Source organism: Sphingomonas sp. SORGH_AS_0870 (genome assembly GCF_031453175.1).
Classification (GTDB): Bacteria; Pseudomonadota; Alphaproteobacteria; order Sphingomonadales; family Sphingomonadaceae; genus Sphingomonas.
Window position 1 is genome coordinate 850,991 of record NZ_JAVIYW010000002.1, and the last position, 22,092, is coordinate 873,082.

At 66.5% G+C, this 22,092-nt stretch carries 13 protein-coding genes; 6 read left to right on the forward strand and 7 right to left on the reverse strand.

Going from position 1 to position 22,092, the window contains the following annotated elements; genetic code table 11:
• Window positions 1–238: 238 nt before the first annotated feature.
• The 3 genes from QE363_RS04560 to QE363_RS04570 all read right to left on the reverse strand — a co-directional run bounded on the left by QE363_RS04560 (window position 239) and on the right by QE363_RS04570 (window position 4,918).
• Window positions 239–2,026 (reverse strand): AMP-dependent synthetase/ligase, encoded by a 1,788-nt coding sequence (locus tag QE363_RS04560; RefSeq protein ID WP_309692400.1) that lies wholly within the window; start codon window positions 2,024–2,026, stop codon window positions 239–241.
• Window positions 2,027–2,097: 71 nt separating this feature from the next.
• Window positions 2,098–3,843 carry a gamma-glutamyltransferase gene (ggt, locus tag QE363_RS04565; protein ID WP_309692403.1) on the reverse strand — a complete coding sequence of 582 codons (1,746 nt, stop codon included), beginning with the start codon at window positions 3,841–3,843 and terminating at the stop codon, window positions 2,098–2,100.
• A gap of 46 nt (window positions 3,844–3,889) precedes the next feature.
• Window positions 3,890–4,918 carry a quinone-dependent dihydroorotate dehydrogenase gene (locus tag QE363_RS04570; RefSeq protein ID WP_309692406.1) on the reverse strand — a complete coding sequence of 343 codons (1,029 nt, stop codon included), beginning with the start codon at window positions 4,916–4,918 and terminating at the stop codon, window positions 3,890–3,892.
• A gap of 202 nt (window positions 4,919–5,120) precedes the next feature.
• On the opposite strand from QE363_RS04570, the gene QE363_RS04575 reads away from it, so the two are divergent.
• Both QE363_RS04575 and QE363_RS04580 read left to right on the forward strand, forming a co-directional pair.
• Window positions 5,121–6,209, forward strand: a complete 1,089-nt coding sequence (locus tag QE363_RS04575) for a catalase family protein (RefSeq protein ID WP_309692409.1) — start codon at window positions 5,121–5,123, stop codon at window positions 6,207–6,209.
• Window positions 6,210–6,237: 28 nt separating this feature from the next.
• The gene (locus QE363_RS04580) at window positions 6,238–7,011 is read left to right on the forward strand and encodes a metallophosphoesterase (RefSeq protein WP_309692412.1); all 774 of its coding nucleotides are present in this window, start codon (window positions 6,238–6,240) and stop codon (window positions 7,009–7,011) included.
• A 94-nt stretch (window positions 7,012–7,105) separates the two neighbouring features.
• Here QE363_RS04580 and QE363_RS04585 read toward each other — a convergent pair whose 3' ends face one another.
• Window positions 7,106–8,344: a hypothetical protein gene (locus QE363_RS04585; protein ID WP_309692415.1), complete on the reverse strand. Its 1,239-nt coding sequence runs from the start codon at window positions 8,342–8,344 to the stop codon at window positions 7,106–7,108.
• 398 nt (window positions 8,345–8,742) lie between these two features.
• Here QE363_RS04585 and rpoB point away from each other — a divergent pair, with 398 nt between their 5' ends.
• From rpoB to QE363_RS04600, 3 genes are all read left to right on the forward strand, one after another.
• Window positions 8,743–12,921, forward strand: coding sequence for a DNA-directed RNA polymerase subunit beta (gene rpoB, locus QE363_RS04590; RefSeq protein ID WP_307102671.1), 4,179 nt, complete (start codon window positions 8,743–8,745; stop codon window positions 12,919–12,921).
• An 86-nt stretch (window positions 12,922–13,007) separates the two neighbouring features.
• On the forward strand, window positions 13,008–17,294 hold the full coding sequence (gene rpoC, locus QE363_RS04595; RefSeq protein ID WP_309692420.1) for a DNA-directed RNA polymerase subunit beta': 4,287 nt from the start codon (window positions 13,008–13,010) through the stop codon (window positions 17,292–17,294).
• Window positions 17,295–17,563: 269 nt separating this feature from the next.
• Window positions 17,564–17,743 (forward strand): hypothetical protein, encoded by a 180-nt coding sequence (locus QE363_RS04600; RefSeq protein WP_307102675.1) that lies wholly within the window; start codon window positions 17,564–17,566, stop codon window positions 17,741–17,743.
• 530 nt (window positions 17,744–18,273) lie between these two features.
• Here QE363_RS04600 and QE363_RS04605 read toward each other — a convergent pair.
• Window positions 18,274–18,708, reverse strand: coding sequence for a nuclear transport factor 2 family protein (locus QE363_RS04605; protein ID WP_309692423.1), 435 nt, complete (start codon window positions 18,706–18,708; stop codon window positions 18,274–18,276).
• 283 nt (window positions 18,709–18,991) lie between these two features.
• On the opposite strand from QE363_RS04605, the gene QE363_RS04610 reads away from it, so the two are divergent.
• Window positions 18,992–20,740, forward strand: a complete 1,749-nt coding sequence (locus QE363_RS04610; protein ID WP_309692425.1) for a hypothetical protein — start codon at window positions 18,992–18,994, stop codon at window positions 20,738–20,740.
• 93 nt (window positions 20,741–20,833) lie between these two features.
• Here QE363_RS04610 and rplL read toward each other — a convergent pair whose 3' ends face one another.
• Together rplL and rplJ are read right to left on the reverse strand one after the other, a co-directional pair.
• Window positions 20,834–21,208 (reverse strand): 50S ribosomal protein L7/L12, encoded by a 375-nt coding sequence (gene rplL, locus QE363_RS04615; RefSeq protein WP_007403895.1) that lies wholly within the window; start codon window positions 21,206–21,208, stop codon window positions 20,834–20,836.
• A gap of 70 nt (window positions 21,209–21,278) precedes the next feature.
• Window positions 21,279–21,800: a 50S ribosomal protein L10 gene (rplJ, locus tag QE363_RS04620; RefSeq protein ID WP_007403805.1), complete on the reverse strand. Its 522-nt coding sequence runs from the start codon at window positions 21,798–21,800 to the stop codon at window positions 21,279–21,281.
• Window positions 21,801–22,092 lie beyond the last annotated feature (292 nt).

Below are 22,092 nucleotides of genomic sequence, written 5' to 3' on the forward strand. Positions count from 1 at the left end.
TTGGGTGAGGGGTTGAGCGAGCCCAAAGGCTCGCGCGCTCGCGGAGCGAGCGCCCACCCCTCACCCAGCTCCGACTAAGCCTTTGCTTTCGCAAAGGCCAAGTCTGCGCAACCCTCTCCCCTCTACGAGGGGCGAGGGAGGGAAAGGCATGGCTGAATGGCGATCCGCCCTAGCCCCTCCCGCTGGCGGGAGGGGCGTGTCAGGTTTCAGGCGTAGGACGCGATCGCCATCCGTCCGCTCAATTCCGGTAGAGGGCGTCCAGTCGCTCGCCATAGATGTCGCGCAGGACGTGGCGGCGGATCTTTAGCGACGGGGTCAGCTGCTCGTTCTCGATCGTGAAGGGTTCGTCGGCGATGATGAAGCGGCGGATGCGTTCGGTCACCGACAGGTCGCGATTGACCCGGTCGACCGCCGCCGAGACCGCCGCGCGGAAGTCGAGATCGTCGTCCAGCGCGGTGCGGTTGCACCCCGTCCCCGACTTCGCGCACCATTCCGCCGTCCATTCGGCATCGGGCACGATCAGCGCGACCATATAGGGGCGCCGGTCGCCCGCGATCATCGCCTGGCCGATCTCGGGCTGGAGCGTCAGCATCCCCTCGACCTTCTGGGGGGCGACATTCTCGCCCTTGTCGTTGATGATCAGGTCCTTCTTGCGGTCGGTGATGCGCAGGCGACCGGCCGCGTCGAACTCACCGATATCGCCGGTATGCAGCCATCCATCCTTCAGCACCCGCTCGGTCTCGACCGGATTGCGCCAATAGCCGTGCATGACCAGCTCGCCGCGCACCAGTATCTCGCCATCCTCGGCGATGCGGACCTCGGTATCCGCCAGCGGCGGGCCGACCGTTTCCATCCGCACGCCGGCGCGCGGCCGGTTGCAGGCGATGACCGGCGCGGCCTCGGTCTGGCCATAGCCTTGCAGCAAGGTGAGGCCGATCGAATGGAAGAACAGCCCGACCTGGGGGTTCAGCGGCGCGCCGCCCGACACCATCGCCTTCAACCTTCCGCCGAACCTCTTGGCGATCTTGGGCTTGAACAGCGTCGCCACCGCCAGTTGCGCGGGCCGGTCGATCAGCCGGAGCTTGCCGTCATAGCTGCGCGCACCCAGCGCCAGCGCCTGGTCGAGCAGCCGCGCGCCGAGCCCGCCCTTCTTCTCGATCGCCTTGGCGATGCGGGTGTGCAGCACCTCGAACAGGCGGGGCACGACGAACATGATCGTCGGGCGCACCTCTTCGATATTGGCGGCCAGCTTGTCGAGGCCCTCGGCGTAATAGATCTGCCCGCCCAGCGCGATCGGGAAATGCTGGCCCCCGGTATGCTCATAGGCGTGGGAGAGGGGGAGGAAGGACAGGAACACCTCGTCCTCCCAGCCGAAATCCTCCGCGATCACCGCGCTGCACCCGGCGCAATTGTGCAGGATCGCGCCGTGATGCTGCATCACCCCGCGCGGCGCGCCGCCGGTGCCCGAGGTGTAGATGATGCAGGCCAGGTCCTTGCGGCCGAAATCGGCCTGTGCGGCCACCGCATCGGGCGCGGTCGGATGCGCGGCGATCAGCGCGTCATATTGGCGGCACTCGATCTGCGCGGGGCCGAGCTTGAGCGGCTCGAACCCGATCACCGTCTGGACATGGTTGGAGCGCAGCGCGGCGGGGAGCAGCGTCGTCGCCAGCTTCTGGGTCGAGACGATGACCGCGCGCGCGCCCGAATTCTCGATGATGTGGGTATGATCGCGCTCGGTATTGGTGGTGTAGGTCGGCACCGTGACGCAACCCGCCGCCATGATGGCGAGGTCGGCGATGCACCATTCGGGGCGGTTCTCCGACACCAGCATCACCCGGTCGCCGCGTTGCAGCCCGGTCGCGCGCAGCCCCGCCGACAGGCTGGCCACCTGCCGCGCCGCCTCGGCCCAGCTGATCGCGTGCCATGCACCGCCCTGCTTGCGCCACAGGAACGGCGCGTCGCCCTTCTCGGCGGCGCGGGTGAAGAACATGGTGACGAGATTGGGGAAATATTCGAGCGTACGCATGGTGCCTCTCCCACCGGCCCGTATCGTGCACGTCAACGCGCGATCGGGCTCTTTGTTTGCTGGTTCGTCGCTTACTCGGCCGGACGGCCCGGCTTGTCGCCGACACGCCGGATCGCCGTCGTGCGACCCGTCACGTCGATCGCCACGCCCTCGCTGCGCGGATCGGCGGCGCCGACCCAGCGGCCGCCGACGCGCTCGATGGCATTGGCCTTCAGCCCCATCGGCGCGACCGTCACCGTCTCGCCCAGCGCCTGGAGGCCGGGGACCAGCGCGACCAGCGAAGTGCCCTGTTCGACCGTCGCCACATGGCCCGGTGCGAAGAGCAGCCCCTGCGCGATCGCATCCTGTGCGCTCAGCTTCCAGTCGATGACGCCGATGATCGCCTTGGCGACCTGCGCGATGATGGTCGATCCGCCTGCCGCGCCGATCGCCAGCCGGACCTGGCCGTCGGGGCCATAGACGATGGTCGGCGACATCGAGCTGCGCGGACGCTTGCCGCCCTCGACCCGGTTGGCGACGAGGTCGCCGTCCTTGACCGGCACGATGTCGAAATCGGTCAGCTCGTTGTTGAGCATCGTGCCGTCGACCGACAGGCCCGATCCGAACGAGCCCTCGACGGTGGTCGTCACCTCGGCGACATTGCCCGCATCGTCCACGGTCACGAGGTCGGTGGTGCCGGGCACCTCGCTGACCGGGGCGCGGACGCGCGGCGGGGCGCCGGGCGGCGTGCCGGGCGACACCGACGCCATGGTGCGGTCGGGCGAGATCAGCGCCGAGCGGTCGGCGATATAGGCCGGATCGAACAACCCTTTCAGCGGCACGCGGACATAATCGGGATCGCCCAGATACATGTCGCGATCGGCATAGGCGAGCCGCGAGGCCTCGGCGAAGAGATGCCAGGCCACCGGCGAATCCTTGCCCAGCTTGGCCATGTCGAAGCGTTCGAGCAGCTTCAGGATCGACAACATGGTCGATCCGCCGCCCGAGGACGGGCCCATGCTGCAAATCCGGTAGCCGCGATAGGGCGCGCAGAGCGGCGGGCGGGGCTTGGCGGCATAGGTGGCGAGATCGCCGGTCGTCATCTTCGACGGATTGCGCGTCGCGGTGTTGACGGTCGTGACCAGCTTCTGCGCCTGGGGGCCGACATAGAAACTGTCGGGGCCGAGCCGAGCGATCCGCTCGAGCAGCGCGGCCTGTTCGGGATTGCGGATGACGCTGCCCAGCGGGAGGACCTGGCCATCGGGGCCGGTCAGCCGCGCGCGGGTCGCGGCATCGACATGGCCGCCATAGCGGGTCAGCGCGGTCTGGAGCCGCGGGGTCAGCTGGAACCCGTCGCGGGCCAGTCGGATCGCGGGCTGGAACAGCCGCGCCCAGGGCAGCTTGCCGCCCTTCGCATGCGCCAGCGCCATGCCGCGCAGCGCGCCGGGGACGCCGACGCTGCGCCCGCCGGGAACCGCCTCGGCATGGGATAGTGGACGGCCATCGGGGCCGTAGAACCAGTCGGGGGTGGCGGCCATCGGCGCGGTCTCGCGCGCGTCGATCGTGTCTGTGCCGCGCGCGCCGTGGCGGACCCAGTAGCTGCCGCCGCCGATGCCGGAGCTTTGCGGCTCGACCACGTTGAGCGCCAGCATGGTCGCGATCGCGGCGTCGGTGGCGCTGCCCCCGGCGCGCAGGATCTCGACTCCGGCGGCGGCGGCGCGGGGATCGGCGGCGCTGACCATGCCCTGGGTGGGGGCCTTGGCGGCGGGCTGGCGCGCTTCGACGGGCGCGACGGGGGCCAGCGCGAGCGCCGCCACGGAGAGGAGCCAGTGCTTCATGCCGCCGACCCTAGCGGCAAGGGTCGGCCCCCGCCAAGCCGTAACGTCAGGCGCCGACCGCTTCGGCGATGCTGGCGAAACCGTCGCGGGCGAGCAGCGCATCGAGATCGGCGAGGATGCGCGCGGCCAGCCCCGGCCCCTCATAGACCAGCGCGGAGTAGAGCTGGACCAGGCTCGCGCCGCTGCGGATGCGGGCATAGGCCTCCGCGCCCGAATCGATCCCGCCTGCCGCAATCAGCGTCATCGCCGCCCCGGTGGCCTTGCGGAAATCGGCGAGCCGCGTGCGGGCCAGCGGGGCGAGCGGACGGCCCGAAAGCCCGCCGGTCTCGGCGGCGTTGCTGCTCTTCACGTCCGGCCGGGTGATGGTGGTGTTGCCGATGATGATCGCGTCCAGCCGGTGGTCGATCGCGGCGCGGGCGATCTCGTCGATCTGCGCGGGCTCCAGGTCGGGGGCGACCTTCAGGAACAGCGGCACGGCGCGTGCGGCTTCGCGCGAGGCGGCCAGCAGCTCGGCGAGGGCGGGGCCGTGTTGCAGGTCGCGCAGGCCTGGCGTGTTGGGGCTGGAGATGTTGATCGTGACGTAATCGGCGATCGGCGCGGCCTGGGTCACGCCGTGGCGATAGTCGGCGATGCGGTCGGCCGCATCCTTGTTCGCGCCGACATTGATGCCCAGCACGCCCTTGCGCTTCGCGGCGCGCGCCCGCGCCAGTCCCGCATCCAGCCCGCCATTGTTGAAGCCATAGCGGTTGACCACCGCCTTGTCCTCGACCAGCCGGAACAGGCGGGGCTTGGGATTGCCGGGCTGGGGCCTGGGGGTCAGCGTGCCGATCTCGACCATGCCGAAGCCCAGCCCGAAAAAGCCGTCGATCGCCTCGCCATTCTTGTCGACCCCCGCCGCCAGCCCCAGCGGGTTGGCGAAGTCGATCCCCGCCACCCGCGTCGCCAGCCGGGGATAGCGCGCCGGATCGGTCCCCATCGGTGCGCCCAGCGACCCCCAGCGCGACAGCATCGAAACCGTCAGACCATGGGCGCGCTCGGCATCGAGGGCAAAGAGGAGCGGGTGATAAAAGGCCATGTCGGCCCGGTTAGCGGATTGCGGGGGGAGGGGGAAGATTGTGGTTTCTTCCGTCAATTTCTCCGCTCCCCCTCCCGCAGGCGGGAGGGGGGGCGGGAGGGGGGCGGGGGGAGGGGCGTGCCAAGAGGAGAAGGCCTGTGTCCCCGCAAAGGAACGCTATCACCCAACATGGGTTGGTGGGGACCCACAGGGAGATCCCCCGATGAAGACCCCCATCGCATTCACCCCCCAGGTCGAAGACGTGAAGCCCGATGAAGGCGAAACCGTCGACCAGATGAAACAGTCCTTCGCGCATATCCTCGACACCACGTCCAGGGACTATGGCCACGGCGTCCGCGCGGTCCATGCCAAGGCGCATGGCATCATCCGGGGCATGCTGACGGTGCATGGCAACCTCCCACCCGAGCTGGCGCAGGGGCTGTTCGCGACGCCGGGCGAATATGAGGCGGTGGCGCGCATCTCGACCAATCCGGGGGACATATTGGACGATGCGATCGGCCTTCCGCGCGGACTGGCGCTGAAAGTGATCGGGGTCGAGGGCGAGCGGCTGTCCGGTTCGGAGGGCGATGCAACCCAGGATTTCGTGATGGCCAATGCGCCGGTCTTCACCGCACCGACGGCGGATGCCTTTGCCAAGAATCTGAAGATGCTGGCCTCCACCACCGACAGGTTCGAAGGCGGCAAGAAACTGCTGTCCGGCATATTGCGCGGAATCGAGGCGACGCTGGAGACGGTCGGGATCGAGAGCGCGACGCTCCAGACGCTGGGCGGGGCCAAGCAGGTCCACCCGCTGGGCGAGACCTATTACAGCCAGACGCCGTTCCGCTATGGCGACCATATCGCCAAGTTCGCGCTGTTCCCGGTCAGCCCCGCGCTGACCCAGCTGACTGGCGACACGGTCGATACGCATGACCGTCCCGATGCGCTGCGCGAGGTGGTGCGCGAGGTGATGATCGAGCAGGGCGGCCAGTGGGAGTTGCGGGTCCAGCTCAACCGCGATCTCGATGCCATGCCGATCGAGGATGCGACCGTCGAATGGAGCGAGGCGGACAGCCCCTATGTCACCGTCGCGACCTTCACCGCCGAACCGCAGATCAGCTGGCGTGACGGCGAGACGAATGCGATCGACGACGCGCTGTCCTACAGCATCTGGCACGGGCTGGCGGCGCACCGGCCGCTCGGCAATATCAATCGCGCGCGCAAGGACACGTATCGCTTTTCGGCCGAGTATCGTGGCCGAGCGAATGGCTGCCCGATGCACGAACCGCGTGCCATGGCCGAGTTGCCGTGACGGTGACGCACAGGCTAGGACGGGCCGCATGATCCGCCTGTTTCATGTCAGCGACGTGCATTTCGGTGCCGAGGACCCCGCCGCGCTCGCCTGGTTCGCCGAGCGGGTGGCGGCGGAAAAACCCGATGCCGTCATCATGACCGGCGACTTGACCATGCGCGCGACCAAGCGCGAGTTCCAGGCGGGCGGAGAGTGGCTGCAATCGCTCGGCGTGCCGGTGACGGTCGAGGTCGGCAATCACGACATCCCCTATTATTGGGACCCGTTCCGGCGGCTGTTCGCCCCCTATCAGCGCTATGCCGCGGTCGAGCGGATGATCGAGAAGCCGCTCGACCTGCCCGGCGTGACGGTGGTGCCGCTCAAGACCACGGCGCGCGCCCAATGGCGGTGGAACTGGTCCAAGGGGCGGGTCAGCACGGGGTCGCTGCGCCGCGCGCTGGCGCTGATCGAGCAGGCGCCCAAGGATCACCTGATCCTGGTCGCGGCGCACCATCCGCTGATCGAGGGGCCGACCAAGGGCACCGCCAAGACCCGCAACGGCGATGTCGCGCTCACCCAGCTGGCGGCGGCGGGCGCGCATGCGGTGCTGAGCGGGCATGTCCACGATCCGTTCGACGTGCCGATCGACCGCGATGGCCGGATCATCCGGATGATCGGCGCGGGCACCCTGTCCAAGCGGACGCGCAAGACGCCGCCCGCCTTCAACGAGCTGCGGATCGAGGGGTTGGGGTTCGAAACGCTGGTCCGCAGCCTCGACGAAGCCCCGCCGCATGTCATTACCGAGGATATGCGGGCGGGGTGATCGGTCTGCCTGGGTGAAGTCGGGGCGTAGCCTTTAAGCCGCCAGCCGTTCGGGCTGAGCGAAGTCGAAGCCCACGCCCCGACCTCGCCGAAAATCACCCCCGCATCACATGCGGCCGCGCCGCGATCTGGTCGTACATCCGCCCTGGCTGGTCGAGCCAGATCGGCGACAGCTTGGTCGAATCCGCCCGCGCCAGCCCGACCGCATAGGTGCAGCGCGCCACACCCCAGTCGGTATGCGCGGCGGCGGCCAGGATGGGCACGAACATGGGGCGGCCCGCCGCATCGATCACATGGATCGCCTCGCGCGGCAGCGCGGTGACTCCGCGGACCGTCCGGCTCTCGCCTGGCGCCAGCGCGAAGGGCGGGACCACCGGCCGTCCCTGTGGCTGATAGGCGAGTTCGACCAGCTGCTCGTCGAGTCCGGCATGCGCGCTGAGCAGCCGCAGATCGACCGCGACCCGCCCGATCGGCGTCGCGCCGGTGTTGCGGACCGTCACCTCCGCCTCGATCGTCGCCGACAGCATGTTGAGCCCGACGCGCAGCGGGCGCGCCTCGACCGCCAGGAAGCTGGGCTCGGGCGGCAGCGGCGGCAGCGCTGGCGGGGCCGGGGGGGCGATCGGCTCGGGCGCGGGCGCGGCGGGGCGCGGGTCGGGCGCCGCCGAACGCGTCGCCACCGGCTCGGCGGCGGGTTCGGGGCGGGGCATCGGCGCGGACTGGGCGCGCGCGGGGCGGCTGCGACGACCCAGCCAGATTCCGATCAGCAACGCCGCCAGCCCGGTGCCGATCAGCAGTGGCCAGAAGGGCAGGGCGCGATCCGTGTCGGCCTGTTCGGGTGCGGTGGTGCCCGGCGCGACGATGGCCGGGGCCTGGCCATTGCCGATCGTCATGCCGTCCATCGATTCGGTCCGGTCGACCATCGGCGTCTCGGGATCGGGCAGGCGCGTCGCGGGCGGCTCGGGCGAGGGCAGCGGCGTCGGCTCGGCGGTCGGGCTGGGCGTCGGGGTCGGCGACGGTGCGGGCGTGGGGCGCGGCGTCGGCCGGAGGGCGGGGGTCGCACGCGGGGTCGGCGTCGGCGTCGCCTCGGGCGTCGACTGGCCGGGCAGGACCAGGCGCGGCGTCGGCGGCGTCGGCACCGGGGTCTGCGCGGATTGGGGCGAGGATGCGCGCGGCGTCAGGCTGAATCCGTCCAGCCCGCCGGAGGAACGGCCTGCGGCGTCACTGTCCTGCGTGGTGGTCTGGGCGAGGACGGGGCTGGCGAGCATCGGGGCAAGCACCGGCGCCAGCGTCAGGGCAAGAAGGCGCGCGATGCGACGCGGCCCGGACGATGTCATCAACTGCATTCCTCGTGGTAACTACAATCTTCACCGGCCGCCTGGGCCATCGACCCGACCATATAGCCGTGCCCGGTAGGCCCGGCGGATGCAACCCCTTGTGTAGCGCGATATGCGGCCAATATATGGCAGAGCGCGCCGGGGCTGGAACTTTCCCGACCTTGTGGCGTGCGGCGGCTGGACAGTTCGGGTGTCCGCCCCTATATGGCAATCATCCACCACAATCTTCGGGAAATGATGCGCCTTCGCGCAGCGTGTCGGTCGAATGGAAGATTGCTGGTTCAACGGACGCCGGATGCCGCCGCATGTGAATGCGAGCGGCCTTTCGGCGTCCGATGTTGCGTCCCGTCCGGAGGCATCCGGGCAGCGAATTGACGGCTGACGAGGCAGACAGACCCATGGCAACCAAGGCGATCGACAGCGGCTCCGCCCCGCGCAAGGGCGATGGCGGCACCGCCAAGCGGCGTATCCGCAAGGTTTTCGGCGACATCCACGAAGTGGTGCAGATGCCGAACCTGATCGAGGTTCAGCGCGAAAGCTACGAACAGTTCCTCCGTTCGGACAAGTCGCGGGGCCATGTCTCCGGGCTGGAAAAGACGCTGCGCAGCGTCTTCCCGATCCAGGATTTCGCGGGCACCGCCTATCTCGACTTCGATGATTACGTCCTCGAGGACCCCAAGTTCGACGTCGAGGAATGCCGCCAGCGGGGCATCACCTATGCCGCGCCGATGCGCGTCACGCTGCGCCTGACTGCGTTCGAGGTCGATCCCGACACCGAAGCCAAGTCGGTCATCGATATCAAGGAGCAGGACGTCTACATGGGCGACATGCCCCTGATGACGGAGAACGGCACCTTCTTCATCAACGGCACCGAGCGCGTCATCGTCAGCCAGATGCACCGTTCGCCGGGCGTGCTGTTCGACCATGACCGCGGCAAGACCCATGCCTCGGGCAAGTATCTCTTCGCCGCGCGCGTGATCCCGTATCGCGGCTCGTGGCTGGACTTCGAGTTCGACGCCAAGGACATCGTCAACGTCCGTATCGACCGCAAGCGCAAGCTGCCGGTGACGGCGCTGCTCTATGCGCTTGGCATGAACTCGGAAGAGATCCTCAACTATTTCTACAACCGCCTGACCTTCGTTCGCGGCGACGGCGGCTGGAAGATCCCGTTCCAGGCCGAGAACTGGCGCGGTGCCAAGCCGATGTTCGACATCGTCGATGCGAACTCGGGCGAGGTCGTGTTCCCCGCCGGTCAGAAGATTTCGCCCCGCGCCGCCAACAAGGCGGCCAAGGACGGCCTGACCCAGCTGCTGATCCCGACCGAGGAAATCTTCGGTCGTTACTCGGCCTATGACCTCATCAACGAGCAGACCGGCGAAATTTACGTCGAAGCCGGTGACGAGATCAGCGCCGAGAATCTCGAAGCGCTGGACAAGGCGGGCGTCGACACGATCGAGCTGCTCGACATCGACCATGTCGCCACGGGTCCGTGGATCCGCAACACGCTGAAGGCCGACAAGGCCGAAGAGCGCGAGCAGGCGCTGTCCGACATCTACCGCGTGATGCGCCCCGGTGAGCCGCCGACGCTGGAGACGGCGGAAGCGCTGTTCGCAGGGCTGTTCTTCGATCCCGACCGCTACGACCTGTCGGCCGTGGGTCGCGTCAAGCTGAACATGCGCCTCGACCTCGACTGCCCGGACACGGTGACGACGCTGCGCACCGAGGACATCCTGGCGGTCGTCAAGACGCTGGTCGACCTGAAGGACGGCAAGGGCGAAATCGACGATATCGACAATCTCGGCAACCGCCGCGTGCGTTCGGTGGGCGAGCTGCTGGAGAACCAGTATCGCGTCGGCCTGCTGCGCATGGAGCGTGCGGTCAAGGAGCGCATGTCGTCGGTCGACGTGTCGACGGTGATGCCGAACGACCTGATCAACGCCAAGCCCGCGGTCGCCGCGGTGCGCGAGTTCTTCGGTTCGTCGCAGCTGTCGCAGTTCATGGACCAGACCAACCCGCTGTCCGAAGTGACGCACAAGCGTCGCGTCTCGGCGCTCGGGCCGGGCGGTCTGACGCGTGAGCGTGCGGGCTTCGAAGTCCGCGACGTTCACCCGACGCACTATGGCCGCATCTGCCCGATCGAAACGCCGGAAGGCCCGAACATCGGTCTGATCAACTCGCTGTCGACCTTCGCCCGCGTCAACAAGTATGGCTTCATCGAGACGCCGTACCGCAAGGTGATCGACGGCCGCGTGACCGACGAGGTCGTGTACCTGTCGGCGATGGAAGAGCAGAAGCACACCGTCGCACAGGCTTCGGCCGCGACGGATGCGGACAACCGCTTCACCGAGGATCTGGTCTCGGCGCGTCAGGCGGGCGAGTTCCTGATGGCGCTGCCCGATCAGATCACCCTGATGGACGTGTCGCCGAAGCAGCTCGTCTCGGTCGCCGCCTCGCTCATTCCGTTCCTGGAAAACGACGACGCCAACCGCGCGCTGATGGGCTCGAACATGCAGCGTCAGGCCGTGCCGCTGGTGAAGGCGGAAGCGCCCTTCGTCGGCACCGGCATGGAAGAGACGGTGGCCCGCGACTCGGGTGCGGCGATCGCGGCGAAGCGCGCCGGTATCGTCGACCAGGTCGATGCGAGCCGCATCGTGGTGCGCGCGACCGGCGAGGTCGATGCGGGCAAGTCGGGCGTCGACATCTACACGCTGATGAAGTTCCAGCGTTCGAACCAGTCGACCTGCATCAACCAGCGTCCGCTGGTGAAGGTGGGCGACGTCGTGCGGGCGGGCGACGTGATCGCCGACGGCCCCTCGACCGAGTTCGGCGAGCTGGCGCTGGGCCGCAACGCGCTCGTCGCGTTCATGCCCTGGAACGGCTACAATTATGAGGACTCGATCCTCATCTCCGAGCGGATCGTGAAGGACGACGTGTTCACGTCGATCCATATCGACGAGTTCGAAGTCATGGCGCGCGACACCAAGCTCGGGCCGGAAGACATCACCCGCGACATTCCGAACGTGGGTGAAGAGGCGCTGCGCAACCTCGACGAGGCGGGCATCGTCTATGTCGGGGCCGAGGTGGAGCCGGGCGACATCCTGGTCGGCAAGATCACGCCGAAGGGCGAATCGCCGATGACGCCGGAAGAAAAGCTCCTCCGCGCGATCTTCGGTGAAAAGGCCAGCGACGTGCGCGACACCTCGCTCCGCCTGCCGCCGGGCGTGGCCGGTACGATCGTCGACGTGCGCGTCTTCAATCGTCACGGCATCGACAAGGACGAGCGCGCGATGGCGATCGAGCGCGAGGAGATCGAGCGTCTGAAGAAGGACGCCGACGACGAGCGCACGATCCTCAACCGGGCGACCTGGAGCCGCCTGCGCGAGATGCTGCTCGACCAGACCGCCACCGCCGCGCCCAAGGGCGTGAAGAAGGGCATCGTCATCGACGCCGAGGTGCTGGAATCGGTCGATCGTCACGAATGGTGGAAGTTCGCCGTCGCCGACGACGCGCGCCAGAGCGATCTGGAAGCGGTCAAGGCGCAGTATGACGAAGCCGCCAAGCGGATCACGGACAAGTTCCATGACCGCCGCGACAAGCTGGAGCGTGGTGACGAGCTGCCGCCGGGCGTGTTGAAGATGGTCAAGGTCTTCGTCGCGGTGAAGCGCAAGCTGCAGCCGGGCGACAAGATGGCCGGCCGTCACGGCAACAAGGGCGTCATCAGCCGCATCCTGCCGCAGGAGGATATGCCCTTCCTCGCGGACGGTACGCCGGTCGATCTCGTGCTGAACCCGCTGGGCGTGCCGTCGCGCATGAACGTCGGTCAGATCTTCGAGACGCATCTCGGCTGGGCGGCGCGCAACCTGGGTATGCAGGTCGCGGCGCAGCTCGAGGATTGGCGCGAAGCCAATCCCGACGCCAAGCCGGGCGCGGTGCCGGAAGCGGTGAAGGCGCGGCTCGTGGAAATCTACGGCGATCACTATGCCGAAGACATCCAGAACCGTGACGACGAGGAAGTGGCCGAGCTGGTCCAGAACATCCGCACCGGCGTGCCGATGGGGACCCCGGTGTTCGACGGCGCGCGCGAGAGCGACGTGTCGGAGATGCTGGAGCTGGCGGGACTGCACACCTCGGGCCAGTCGGACCTGTTCGACGGGCGCACCGGCGATCAGTTCGACCGCAAGGTGACCGTGGGCATCATCTACATGCTGAAGCTCCACCACCTGGTCGACGACAAGATCCACGCGCGTTCGATCGGGCCGTACTCGCTCGTTACCCAGCAGCCGCTGGGCGGTAAGGCGCAGTTCGGTGGCCAGCGCTTCGGTGAGATGGAAGTGTGGGCGCTGCAGGCTTATGGCGCGGCGTACACGCTCCAGGAAATGCTGACGGTGAAGTCGGACGACGTGGTCGGCCGCACCAAGGTCTACGAAGCGATCGTCAAGGGCGACGATACCTTCGAGGCGGGCATTCCGGAGAGCTTCAACGTACTGGTCAAGGAAATGCGCTCGCTGGGTCTCAACGTCGACCTCAAGTCGATGGAAGACGCCCAGGACGACGGTCTGGCCGAGGCGGCGGAGTAAGACAGGTGAAGCCGGTGGGGCGATCAGCCTCACCGGCGCCTTTCTCGCTCGCCCGATGAATTTTCCCTCCCTGTGAGGAAAGCAAAATGAACGAACTGACCAACTTCGCCAATCCGGTGGCCAAGCCGGAAACCTTCGACCAGATTCAGATCGGCATCGCGTCGCCCGACAAGATCCGTTCCTGGTCGTTCGGCGAGATCAAGAAGCCCGAGACGATCAACTACCGCACGTTCAAGCCGGAACGTGACGGCCTGTTCTGCGCGCGCATCTTCGGTCCGATCAAGGATTACGAATGCTTGTGCGGCAAGTACAAGCGCATGAAGTACAAGGGCATCGTCTGCGAAAAATGCGGTGTCGAAGTCACGGTGTCGAAGGTCCGCCGCGAGCGGATGGGCCATATCGAACTGGCGGCCCCCGTCGCGCATATCTGGTTCCTGAAGTCGCTTCCGAGCCGCATCGGCCTGCTGCTCGACATGCAGCTCAAGCAGCTTGAGCGTGTGCTGTACTTCGAAGCCTATATCGTCATCGAGCCGGGTCTGACCCCGCTGGAGAAGTATCAGCTTCTCACCGAGGACGAACTGCTCGACGCGCAGGATGAATATGGCGAGGACGCCTTCTCGGCCGGGATCGGCGCCGAGGCGGTCCGCATCATGCTTGAAAGCCTCGACCTCGAGGGCGAGCGCGTGCAGCTTCTGGAAGAGCTGGCGACGACCAAGTCGGAGCTGAAGCCCAAGAAGATCATCAAGCGCCTGAAGGTCGTCGAGAGCTTCATCGAATCGGGCAACCGTCCCGAATGGATGATCCTGGAAGTGATCCCGGTCATCCCGCCCGAGCTGCGCCCGCTGGTGCCGCTGGACGGTGGCCGCTTCGCGACCTCGGACCTGAACGACCTGTATCGCCGCGTCATCAACCGCAACAACCGCCTGAAGCGCCTGATGGAGCTGCGTGCGCCGGACATCATCGTCCGCAACGAAAAGCGCATGTTGCAGGAAGCGGTCGACGCGCTGTTCGACAACGGCCGTCGCGGCCGCACGATCACGGGCGCCAACAAGCGTCCGCTGAAGTCGCTGTCCGACATGCTGAAGGGCAAGCAGGGCCGCTTCCGTCAGAACCTGCTCGGCAAGCGCGTCGACTATTCGGGCCGTTCGGTCATCGTGACCGGTCCGGAGCTGAAGCTGCACCAGTGCGGTCTGCCCAAGAAGATGGCGCTCGAGCTGTTCAAGCCGTTCATCTACGCCCGTCTGGACGCCAAGGGTCTGTCGATGACCCTGAAGCAGGCCAAGAAGTGGGTCGAGAAGGAGCGCAAGGAAGTCTGGGACATCCTGGACGAGGTGATCCGCGAGCACCCGGTCATGCTGAACCGCGCGCCGACGCTTCACCGTCTGGGCATCCAGGCGTTCGAGCCGGTGCTGATCGAGGGCAAGGCGATCCAGCTTCACCCGCTGGTCTGCTCGGCGTTCAACGCCGACTTCGACGGCGACCAGATGGCCGTGCACGTTCCGCTGTCGCTCGAAGCGCAGCTGGAAGCGCGCGTCCTGATGATGTCGACCAACAACATCCTGTCGCCCGCCAACGGCAAGCCGATCATCGTGCCGTCGCAGGACATGGTGTTGGGCCTGTACTACCTCTCGCTCGAAAAGCAGAAGGAACCGGGCGAGGGCATGATGCTGGCGGACATGGAGGAGGTCCATCAGGCCCTCTTCGCCGGTGCCGTCACGCTGCACACCAAGATCATCAGCCGCGTTCCGCAGACCGATGAGCAGGGCAACCAGTATCTCAAGCGCTATGAGACCACGCCGGGTCGCATGCTGCTGGGCGAGTGCCTGCCCAAGAGCCACAAGGTGCCCTTCGACATCGTCAACCGCGTCCTGACCAAGAAGGACGTCGGCGAGGTGATCGACGAGGTGTATCGTCACACCGGCCAGAAGGAGACCGTGCTGTTCGCCGACGCGATCATGGCGCTGGGCTTCCGTCACGCGTTCCGCGCCGGCATCTCGTTCGGCAAGGACGACATGATCATCGCACCGGACAAGGATCGTCTGGTCGACGAGACGCGCGAGCAGGTGAAGGACTTCGAGCAGCAGTATCAGGACGGCCTGATCACGCAGCAGGAGAAGTACAACAAGGTGATCGACGCCTGGAGCCGTTGCGGCGACCAGGTCGCGAACTCGATGATGAACGAGATCAAGGCGGTCCGTCATTACGAGGACGGCCCGATGGAGGGCCGTGAGAAGCCGATCAACTCGATCTACATGATGGCCCACTCGGGTGCGCGTGGGTCTCCCGCCCAGATCAAGCAGCTGGCGGGCATGCGCGGCCTGATGGCCAAGCCGTCGGGCGAGATCATCGAAACGCCGATCATCTCGAACTTCAAGGAAGGTCTGACCGTTCTTGAATATTTCAACTCGACCCACGGCGCGCGTAAGGGCCTGGCCGACACGGCACTGAAGACGGCGAACTCGGGTTACCTGACCCGCCGTCTGGTCGACGTGTCGCAGGACTGCGTCATCATCGAAGAGGATTGCGGTACGACCCGCGCCCTGGAGATGAAGGCGATCGTGCAGGGCGGTTCGACCATCGCCTCGCTTGGCGAGCGTATCCTGGGCCGCACCACGGCCGAGGACATCGTCAACGCCAAGACCGGCGAAGTCATCATCGCATCGGGCGTCCTGCTCGACGAGCCGATGGTGGCGAAGATCGAGGCCGCGAACACCCAGTCGGTTAAGATCCGCAGCCCGCTGGTCTGCGAATCGAAGGTCGGCGTCTGCGGCAAATGCTATGGCCGTGACCTCGCCCGCGGTACGCCGGTGAACATCGGCGAAGCGGTCGGCGTCATCGCGGCGCAGTCGATCGGTGAGCCGGGTACGCAGCTGACCATGCGTACCTTCCACATCGGTGGTGCGGCGCAGCTGAACGAGCAGTCGAACCTGGAAGCGGCGGTGGACGGTGTCGTCCAGTTCCGCGACCTGCGTCTGATCGTCGATCAGCGTGGCCGCCGCGTGGTGCTGAGCCGTTCGGGTGAGATCGCGATCGTCGACATGGACGGCCGCGAGCTGTCGGTCGACCGTATCCCTTACGGTGCGTACGTCCTGTTCGACGATGGTCACATCGTGTCGAAGGGCGACCGGATGGCCGAGTGGGATCCGTTCACCATGCCGGTGATCACCGAAAACCCCGGTACGGTGAAGTTCCAGGACCTCATCGAGGGCAAGACGCTGACCGAGCAGGTCGACGAAGCGACGGGTATCGCCCAGCGCGTCGTCACCGAATATCGCGCCTCGACCAAGTCGAAGGAGGATCTGCGTCCGCGTATGACCCTGCTCGACGACAATTCGGGCGAGGCCGGTCGCTACATGCTGGCGCCGGGTGCGACGCTCTCGGTCGAGGACGGGGCGCAGGTGCAGGGCGGTGACGTTCTGGCCCGTGTGGCTCGCGAGTCGGCCAAGACCCGCGACATCACCGGCGGTCTGCCGCGCGTCGCCGAGCTGTTCGAGGCGCGCGTTCCCAAGGACTCGGCGATCATCGCCAAGGTCTCGGGCCGCGTGGTGTTCGGCAAGGACTACAAGGCGAAGCGCAAGATCGGCATCCAGCCCGAGGATGGCGGCGAGGTCGTCGAGTATCTGGTGCCCAAGTCGAAGGTGATCGACGTTCAGGAAGGCGACTACGTCAAGCGTGGCGACAACCTGATCGGCGGTTCGCCCGATCCGCACGACATTCTGGAAACGATGGGCGTGGAGCCGCTGGCCGAATATCTGGTCAGCGAAATCCAGGAAGTTTATCGACTCCAGGGCGTGAAGATCAACGACAAGCACATCGAGACGATCGTTCGTCAGATGCTGCAGAAGGTCGAGATCACCGACGGCGGCGACACCACGCTGCTGAAGGGCGAGCAGGTCGATCGCGAGGAAATGGACGCGATCAACGACAAGCTCGACGCGAACCAGGTCCGTGCGCAGGGCAAGCCCGTCCTGCTCGGCATCACCAAGGCGTCGCTGCAGACCCGCAGCTTCATCTCGGCGGCGTCGTTCCAGGAGACCACCCGCGTCCTCACCGAGGCGGCGGTCCAGGGCAAGCAGGACACGCTGATGGGCCTGAAGGAGAATGTCATCGTCGGCCGCCTGATCCCGGCGGGTACCGGTGCGGGCATGAACCGCCTGCGCGTGGCAGCCTCCAGCCGCGACGCCGCGCTCCGCGCGCAGCAGCGCAAGCTGGCCGAGGCGATCGTCGCGCCGGTCAGCGCGGCCGAGCAGCGGGCGGCGGAAAACGCCCGTTCGCCGCGCGAAGACGTCGGCACGGGCAATGACCCGCTCGCCGAGGTCGCGCCTTCGGGTCACGGCACCGATGCGGATGCCGGTGAGTATCTGAACGACTGATCCGGCTAACGGATTGGAAACAAAGGGCCGCCGTCCGGGCAACCGGGCGGCGGCTTTTTTTGGAACGCCGTCGATCGGGTTTATCGTTGACGCGGATGCGTGGCTGATCGAGAGGCCGACGCGACGAAAGTCCCGGATTTGCGCCGAATGGAGGGTGCGTAGAGCCGGATACGGGAACCGAAATGCCCTCCCAACCATATACGAATATTGGAGAAGATCCCGGACGCGCGCGGGTTGTTGGCGTGCCGATGGGACCCCGGAGACCTGAAATGACGTCCCCCGAGATTGACGAAGACTATTTCTACCAGCGTGCCGAAACCGAACTCGAACTGGCCCAGAAAGCGACCCACCCCGCTGCGGTTCGAGCCCATTACATCATCGCGAACCACTATCTGGATCGCGCCTATAACCAGCCCGCCCATGGCGAGGTGATCGAAGCAGCGGAGTGACGAAAAGGGGGCCTGCGGGGCCCCCTTTTTTCAATGGTTTGGGCGGGGCAATCGACATTCAGTTATGCCTTTCCTTCCCTCGCCCCTCGCAGAGGGGAGAGGGTTGCGCAGACTTGGCCTTTGCGTAGCAAAGGCTTAGTCGAAGCTGGGTGAGGGGTGGGCGCTCGCGAAGCGAGCGCGCGAGCCTTTGGCTCGCTCAACCCCTCACCCAAGCTGCGCTAGCCAGCAGGCTGGCAAGCTCCGCTAACCCTCTCCCCTGTCCAGGGGAGAGGGGAAGAAGACGCAATCCTGAATCGATCCCGCCTAGTCTTCGCAACCCTCTCGCATCACGGAGGGGAAAGGGTAGGCGGGGCGGAATGGTGATACGACCTGGGACATGACGATATGGAGTTGAGTCGACGCGAGCTCCTTTAGGTTGGGCGGAGCATCGCCGCGAACCCCACGCTTGCGGAGGCTCCCCACCCCAGCGATCTCCTGCCATGGTCCTCGCCAAGAACTCGGCGCACGGAGCCCCTATGGCGTTCGCCCGGTCAGGGCGTCCTGGCGGGCGGGATCGGCGTATATTGCGTGGAGATCAGTTGCCACTGGCCGCGATCCCGTCGCGCGACATAGCGCGCTCGAATTGCGCGGATCGTGCCGTTGGGAAAGGTGATCGATCGCCTGGCGGTGACGAGCGCGACCGGACCCTGCGCCCTGACGACGACGTCATCGGTCGTGATGGGCGGCACCGGGGCCTTGGCGGTCGGCGCATAAAAGCCCAGCACCTGGGCGCGGGAATCGACATCGCCGATCGGTGAGATTTCCTCATAATCGGGGGCCAGCGTGTCGGCCAGCACGGCGGGGTCGAACCGGCTCCGGGCCGTCTCGAAGCGCTCGACCAGGTGGCGTAGCGGCGCATCCTGGGCGGAGGCCGTCGGTGTCATGCCGATTCCCGCGACGGCCAGTCCCAAGGCCAGAATGTTCATTGCGATCCCCCCTCTCATCCAGTCCGGCATCACAACCGATATCGGGCATCGGCGCAAGATGCCGAAGGATTGGCGATCCCCCCGCGCCCGACACCGACAGCCAGGCCATTCTATTGCCGTCGAAAAGGAGAAGCGGTGGACTTGGAGGAAACCCGGGATCGCCGGTTAAGTCTTTGGGTAAGCGCAAGGAATATGGCGGCTGCACGCTCGCGGCGGGAATGGGGCCTGGCGCGACGGCGGGCGAAGGCTCGACAGAGGCTCGGGCTGGCCATAGGCGGCAGCCATGGCCCTTTCCCGCCCGCATGACGCCCCCGTTTCGCTTTCCTTCCCGTCATGGGCTTCGGCCTCGGGCAGCGTGATGGCCTGGGTGGCCACCTATGCACTGGCCATGGCGATCTTCTTTCGCACGGTGATCGCGAGCGACTTCGATCTGGGCTTTGGCGAGCGGGGGGACGCGCTGATCGAGATGACCATTCTCGAGCATTGGCGCAACGTCCTGTCGGGCGTGTCGCCCTGGGATGCGGCCTTCTACTTCCATCCCTATGGCGGCTCGCTGGGCTATAATGACGGCTATTTCCTCTATGGCCTGTCCTATTCGGTCTGGCGGCTGGTCGCGGACCCGTTCCATGCCGACACGCTCAACATCCTGACCTTCAAGACGATCGGGTTCGCGGCCGCCTATCATCTGGTGAAGCGGACGCTGGACTGGGGGCGGGGGAGCGCGCTGCTGGTGGCGCTGCTCTGGAGCATCGCCAGCAATATTCACCTCCAGGCCGTCCATGCCCAGTTGCAGAGCGTCGCGCTGCTGCCGGTGGCGATGATCCTGGCGATAGGCTGCGTCCGCGCCGAGGGATGCGGCGATCGCATCGCCGCGCGCTGGCGGGCGGTCGCGCTGGCGGCGCTGATGGCGGCGTGGCTGTTGACCTCCTATTACATGGCCTGGTTCACCATCTTTTCCGCCTGTCTGTTCGTGCTCTGCTGGGCGATGCTGAGCGGGAACGCCAAGCCCGCCGCGCTGGCCGGGCTGGTCCGGCGACATGGCGCGACGCTGGCCTGGGGCGGCGGTGCCTTTGCCGTGCTGATCCTGCCCTTCCTGGCCGTCTATCTGCCCAAGCTGCGCGAGACGGGGGGCGAGGGCTATTACGAGATGCTCGGCTATCTGGTGACGCCGGGGATCGACATGATCAATGTCGGGCCGGGTAACTATCTTTGGGGCTGGCTCTTCCGCCCGCTGTTCGCGCTGCTGCACGCGCTGTTCCCCGACGACCCGCTATTGCCGGGGCGGGTGCTGGGCGGCGAGCATGAGGCGGGGTTCCCGCCGTTGCTGTGCGCGTTGCTGCTCGTCGCGGCGTGGCGGATCGTGGTGCGGCGGCGGATCGGGATCGCGGGGGAGGCGCCGGTGGCGTGGCGTGCCTTTGCGCTGGCGATGATCGTTGCCTGGGCGCTGACGCTGCAATTCTGGGTGGCGTCGCCCTGGAACCTCGTCTTCTGGCTGGTGCCGGGGGCCAAGGGGCTGCGCACCGTGTCACGCTATCAGCTATGGCTGAGCCTGCCGTTCCTGCTGATCGTCCTAGCCGCGTGGCGCGAGCAGGCGGCGCGGCTGGCGGCCACGCGTCCCTGGTGGCTGGTGGGGATCCTCGCCTTGCTGGTTGCCGAGAATCTGAGCGCGGAGACGCCCAACCAGATCAGCCATGCCGTCCATCACGACGCGCTGGCGGCGATCCCCGCGCCGCCCCGCGACTGCGCGGTCTTCTATGTCGTCGCGACGCGGGTGAACGAGCCGCTCTATATCAATGCCGAACTCAACGCGCTCTATCCGCACAATGTCGATGCGATGTTCCTGGCGGAGCGGTGGCGGGTGCCGACGATCAACGGCTTCTCGACCTTCAATCCACCCGACTGGCATTTCGCCGATCCAAAGGCGCCCGATTATGATGCGCGGGCACGGACCTATGTCCGGGCGCATGGGCTGCGGCACGTCTGTCGGCTGGACATGCGGTCCCCGCGGCCGTGGAGCCGGATGGCGGGATAGGGCCTGAGCCAAAGAAAAGGGCGACCCCCGCAAAGGGGCCGCCCTTTCTTTAGCTCGCCAAGCGAACGGGTGCGGGGTTGCCCCCGCAGCCGATTACTTGAGCTCGACGGTCGCGCCGGCTTCTTCGAGCTGCTTCTTGATCTTCTCGGCCTCGTCCTTGGCAATGCCTTCCTTGACGGGCTTCGGAGCGCCTTCGACCAGCGCCTTGGCTTCGGTCAGGCCCAGGCCGGTGATCGCACGGACTTCCTTGATGACGTTGATCTTCTTGCCACCGTCGCCGGTGAGGATCACGTCGAACTCGGTCTTCTCTTCAGCGGCCGGAGCAGCAGCGCCGCCAGCAGCAGGAGCAGCGGCAACGGCCGCAGCGGCCGAGACGCCCCACTTCTCTTCGAGCATCTTCGAGAGCTCGGCGGCCTCGAGGACGGTCAGCTCGCTCAGCTGGTCAACCAGCGCGTTCAGGTCTGCCATGATCTTATCTCCAATACGGGCCGTCTAAAATGGCCCGAGTGTGTCAGTTCAAATCGTATTCGCCCGAAGATCAGGCGGCTTCCTTGTCCTTGTCGGCATAAGCCGCGAGGACGCGGGCGATCTGCGCCGCGGGAGCCTGGGTGATGGTGGCCAGCTTCGTGGCAGGCGCCACGATGAGACCAACCAGCTTCGCCCGGAGCTCGTCCAGCGAGGGCAGAGTCGCCAGCGCCTGCACGCCTGCGACATCAAGGACGTTCGCACCCATCGATCCGCCGACGATCTCGAACTTGTCGGTCGTCTTGGCGAATTCCACGGCCACCTTGGCGGCGGCCACGGGATCGATCGAGCTGGCGATGCCGACGGGACCCGTCAGCATGTCAGCGACACCGGCATAGTCGGTGCCCTGGGCTGCGATCTTGGCAAGCCGGTTCTTCGAGACCTTGTAGGTCGCGCCGGCTTCCCGCATCTTCGTGCGCAGGGCCGTCGACTGGGCGACGGTCATGCCGTGGTTGCGGGTGATGACCACCACGCCAACCTCGTTGAAGTTGCGGTTCAGTTCGGCGACGGCCTGGGTCTTTTGATCGCGATCCATGCCATTCTCCATGGTTGGAACGACCGCGAACGGTCATCCCGGTTGCTTGACCGGGGGGTGTGACCACCCCTCGGGGTGTCCAGCGATGGGGAATGGGCAACCGACGCGTGAGAAACGCGGGGCAGACCGGACGGAACCAGCGAGTGGCACGACCGGCAAAATCCTTTTCCCCGTCTCGGCAGGCAATTAAGCCAGGGCATATTCCCCGGCACCTGCTGTCTAGGACGGAATCCGAACGGGCAAGCCCATCCGGATGCGGGGGTGCCCTTAGGCCGATCGTCATGGGGAGTCA

What these genes read in the sequence shown, in the direction of transcription:
- QE363_RS04560 (WP_309692400.1), bottom strand. Translation starts at nt 2,026, where the DNA reads ATGCGTACGCTCGAATATTTCCCCAATCTCGTCACCATGTTCTTCACC.
- ggt (WP_309692403.1), bottom strand. Translation starts at nt 3,843, where the DNA reads ATGAAGCACTGGCTCCTCTCCGTGGCGGCGCTCGCGCTGGCCCCCGTC.
- QE363_RS04570 (WP_309692406.1), bottom strand. Translation starts at nt 4,918, where the DNA reads ATGGCCTTTTATCACCCGCTCCTCTTTGCCCTCGATGCCGAGCGCGCC.
- QE363_RS04575 (WP_309692409.1), top strand. Translation starts at nt 5,121, where the DNA reads ATGAAGACCCCCATCGCATTCACCCCCCAGGTCGAAGACGTGAAGCCC.
- QE363_RS04580 (WP_309692412.1), top strand. Translation starts at nt 6,238, where the DNA reads ATGATCCGCCTGTTTCATGTCAGCGACGTGCATTTCGGTGCCGAGGAC.
- QE363_RS04585 (WP_309692415.1), bottom strand. Translation starts at nt 8,344, where the DNA reads ATGACATCGTCCGGGCCGCGTCGCATCGCGCGCCTTCTTGCCCTGACG.
- rpoB (WP_307102671.1), top strand. Translation starts at nt 8,743, where the DNA reads ATGGCAACCAAGGCGATCGACAGCGGCTCCGCCCCGCGCAAGGGCGAT.
- rpoC (WP_309692420.1), top strand. Translation starts at nt 13,008, where the DNA reads ATGAACGAACTGACCAACTTCGCCAATCCGGTGGCCAAGCCGGAAACC.
- QE363_RS04600 (WP_307102675.1), top strand. Translation starts at nt 17,564, where the DNA reads ATGACGTCCCCCGAGATTGACGAAGACTATTTCTACCAGCGTGCCGAA.
- QE363_RS04605 (WP_309692423.1), bottom strand. Translation starts at nt 18,708, where the DNA reads ATGAACATTCTGGCCTTGGGACTGGCCGTCGCGGGAATCGGCATGACA.
- QE363_RS04610 (WP_309692425.1), top strand. Translation starts at nt 18,992, where the DNA reads ATGGCCCTTTCCCGCCCGCATGACGCCCCCGTTTCGCTTTCCTTCCCG.
- rplL (WP_007403895.1), bottom strand. Translation starts at nt 21,208, where the DNA reads ATGGCAGACCTGAACGCGCTGGTTGACCAGCTGAGCGAGCTGACCGTC.
- rplJ (WP_007403805.1), bottom strand. Translation starts at nt 21,800, where the DNA reads ATGGATCGCGATCAAAAGACCCAGGCCGTCGCCGAACTGAACCGCAAC.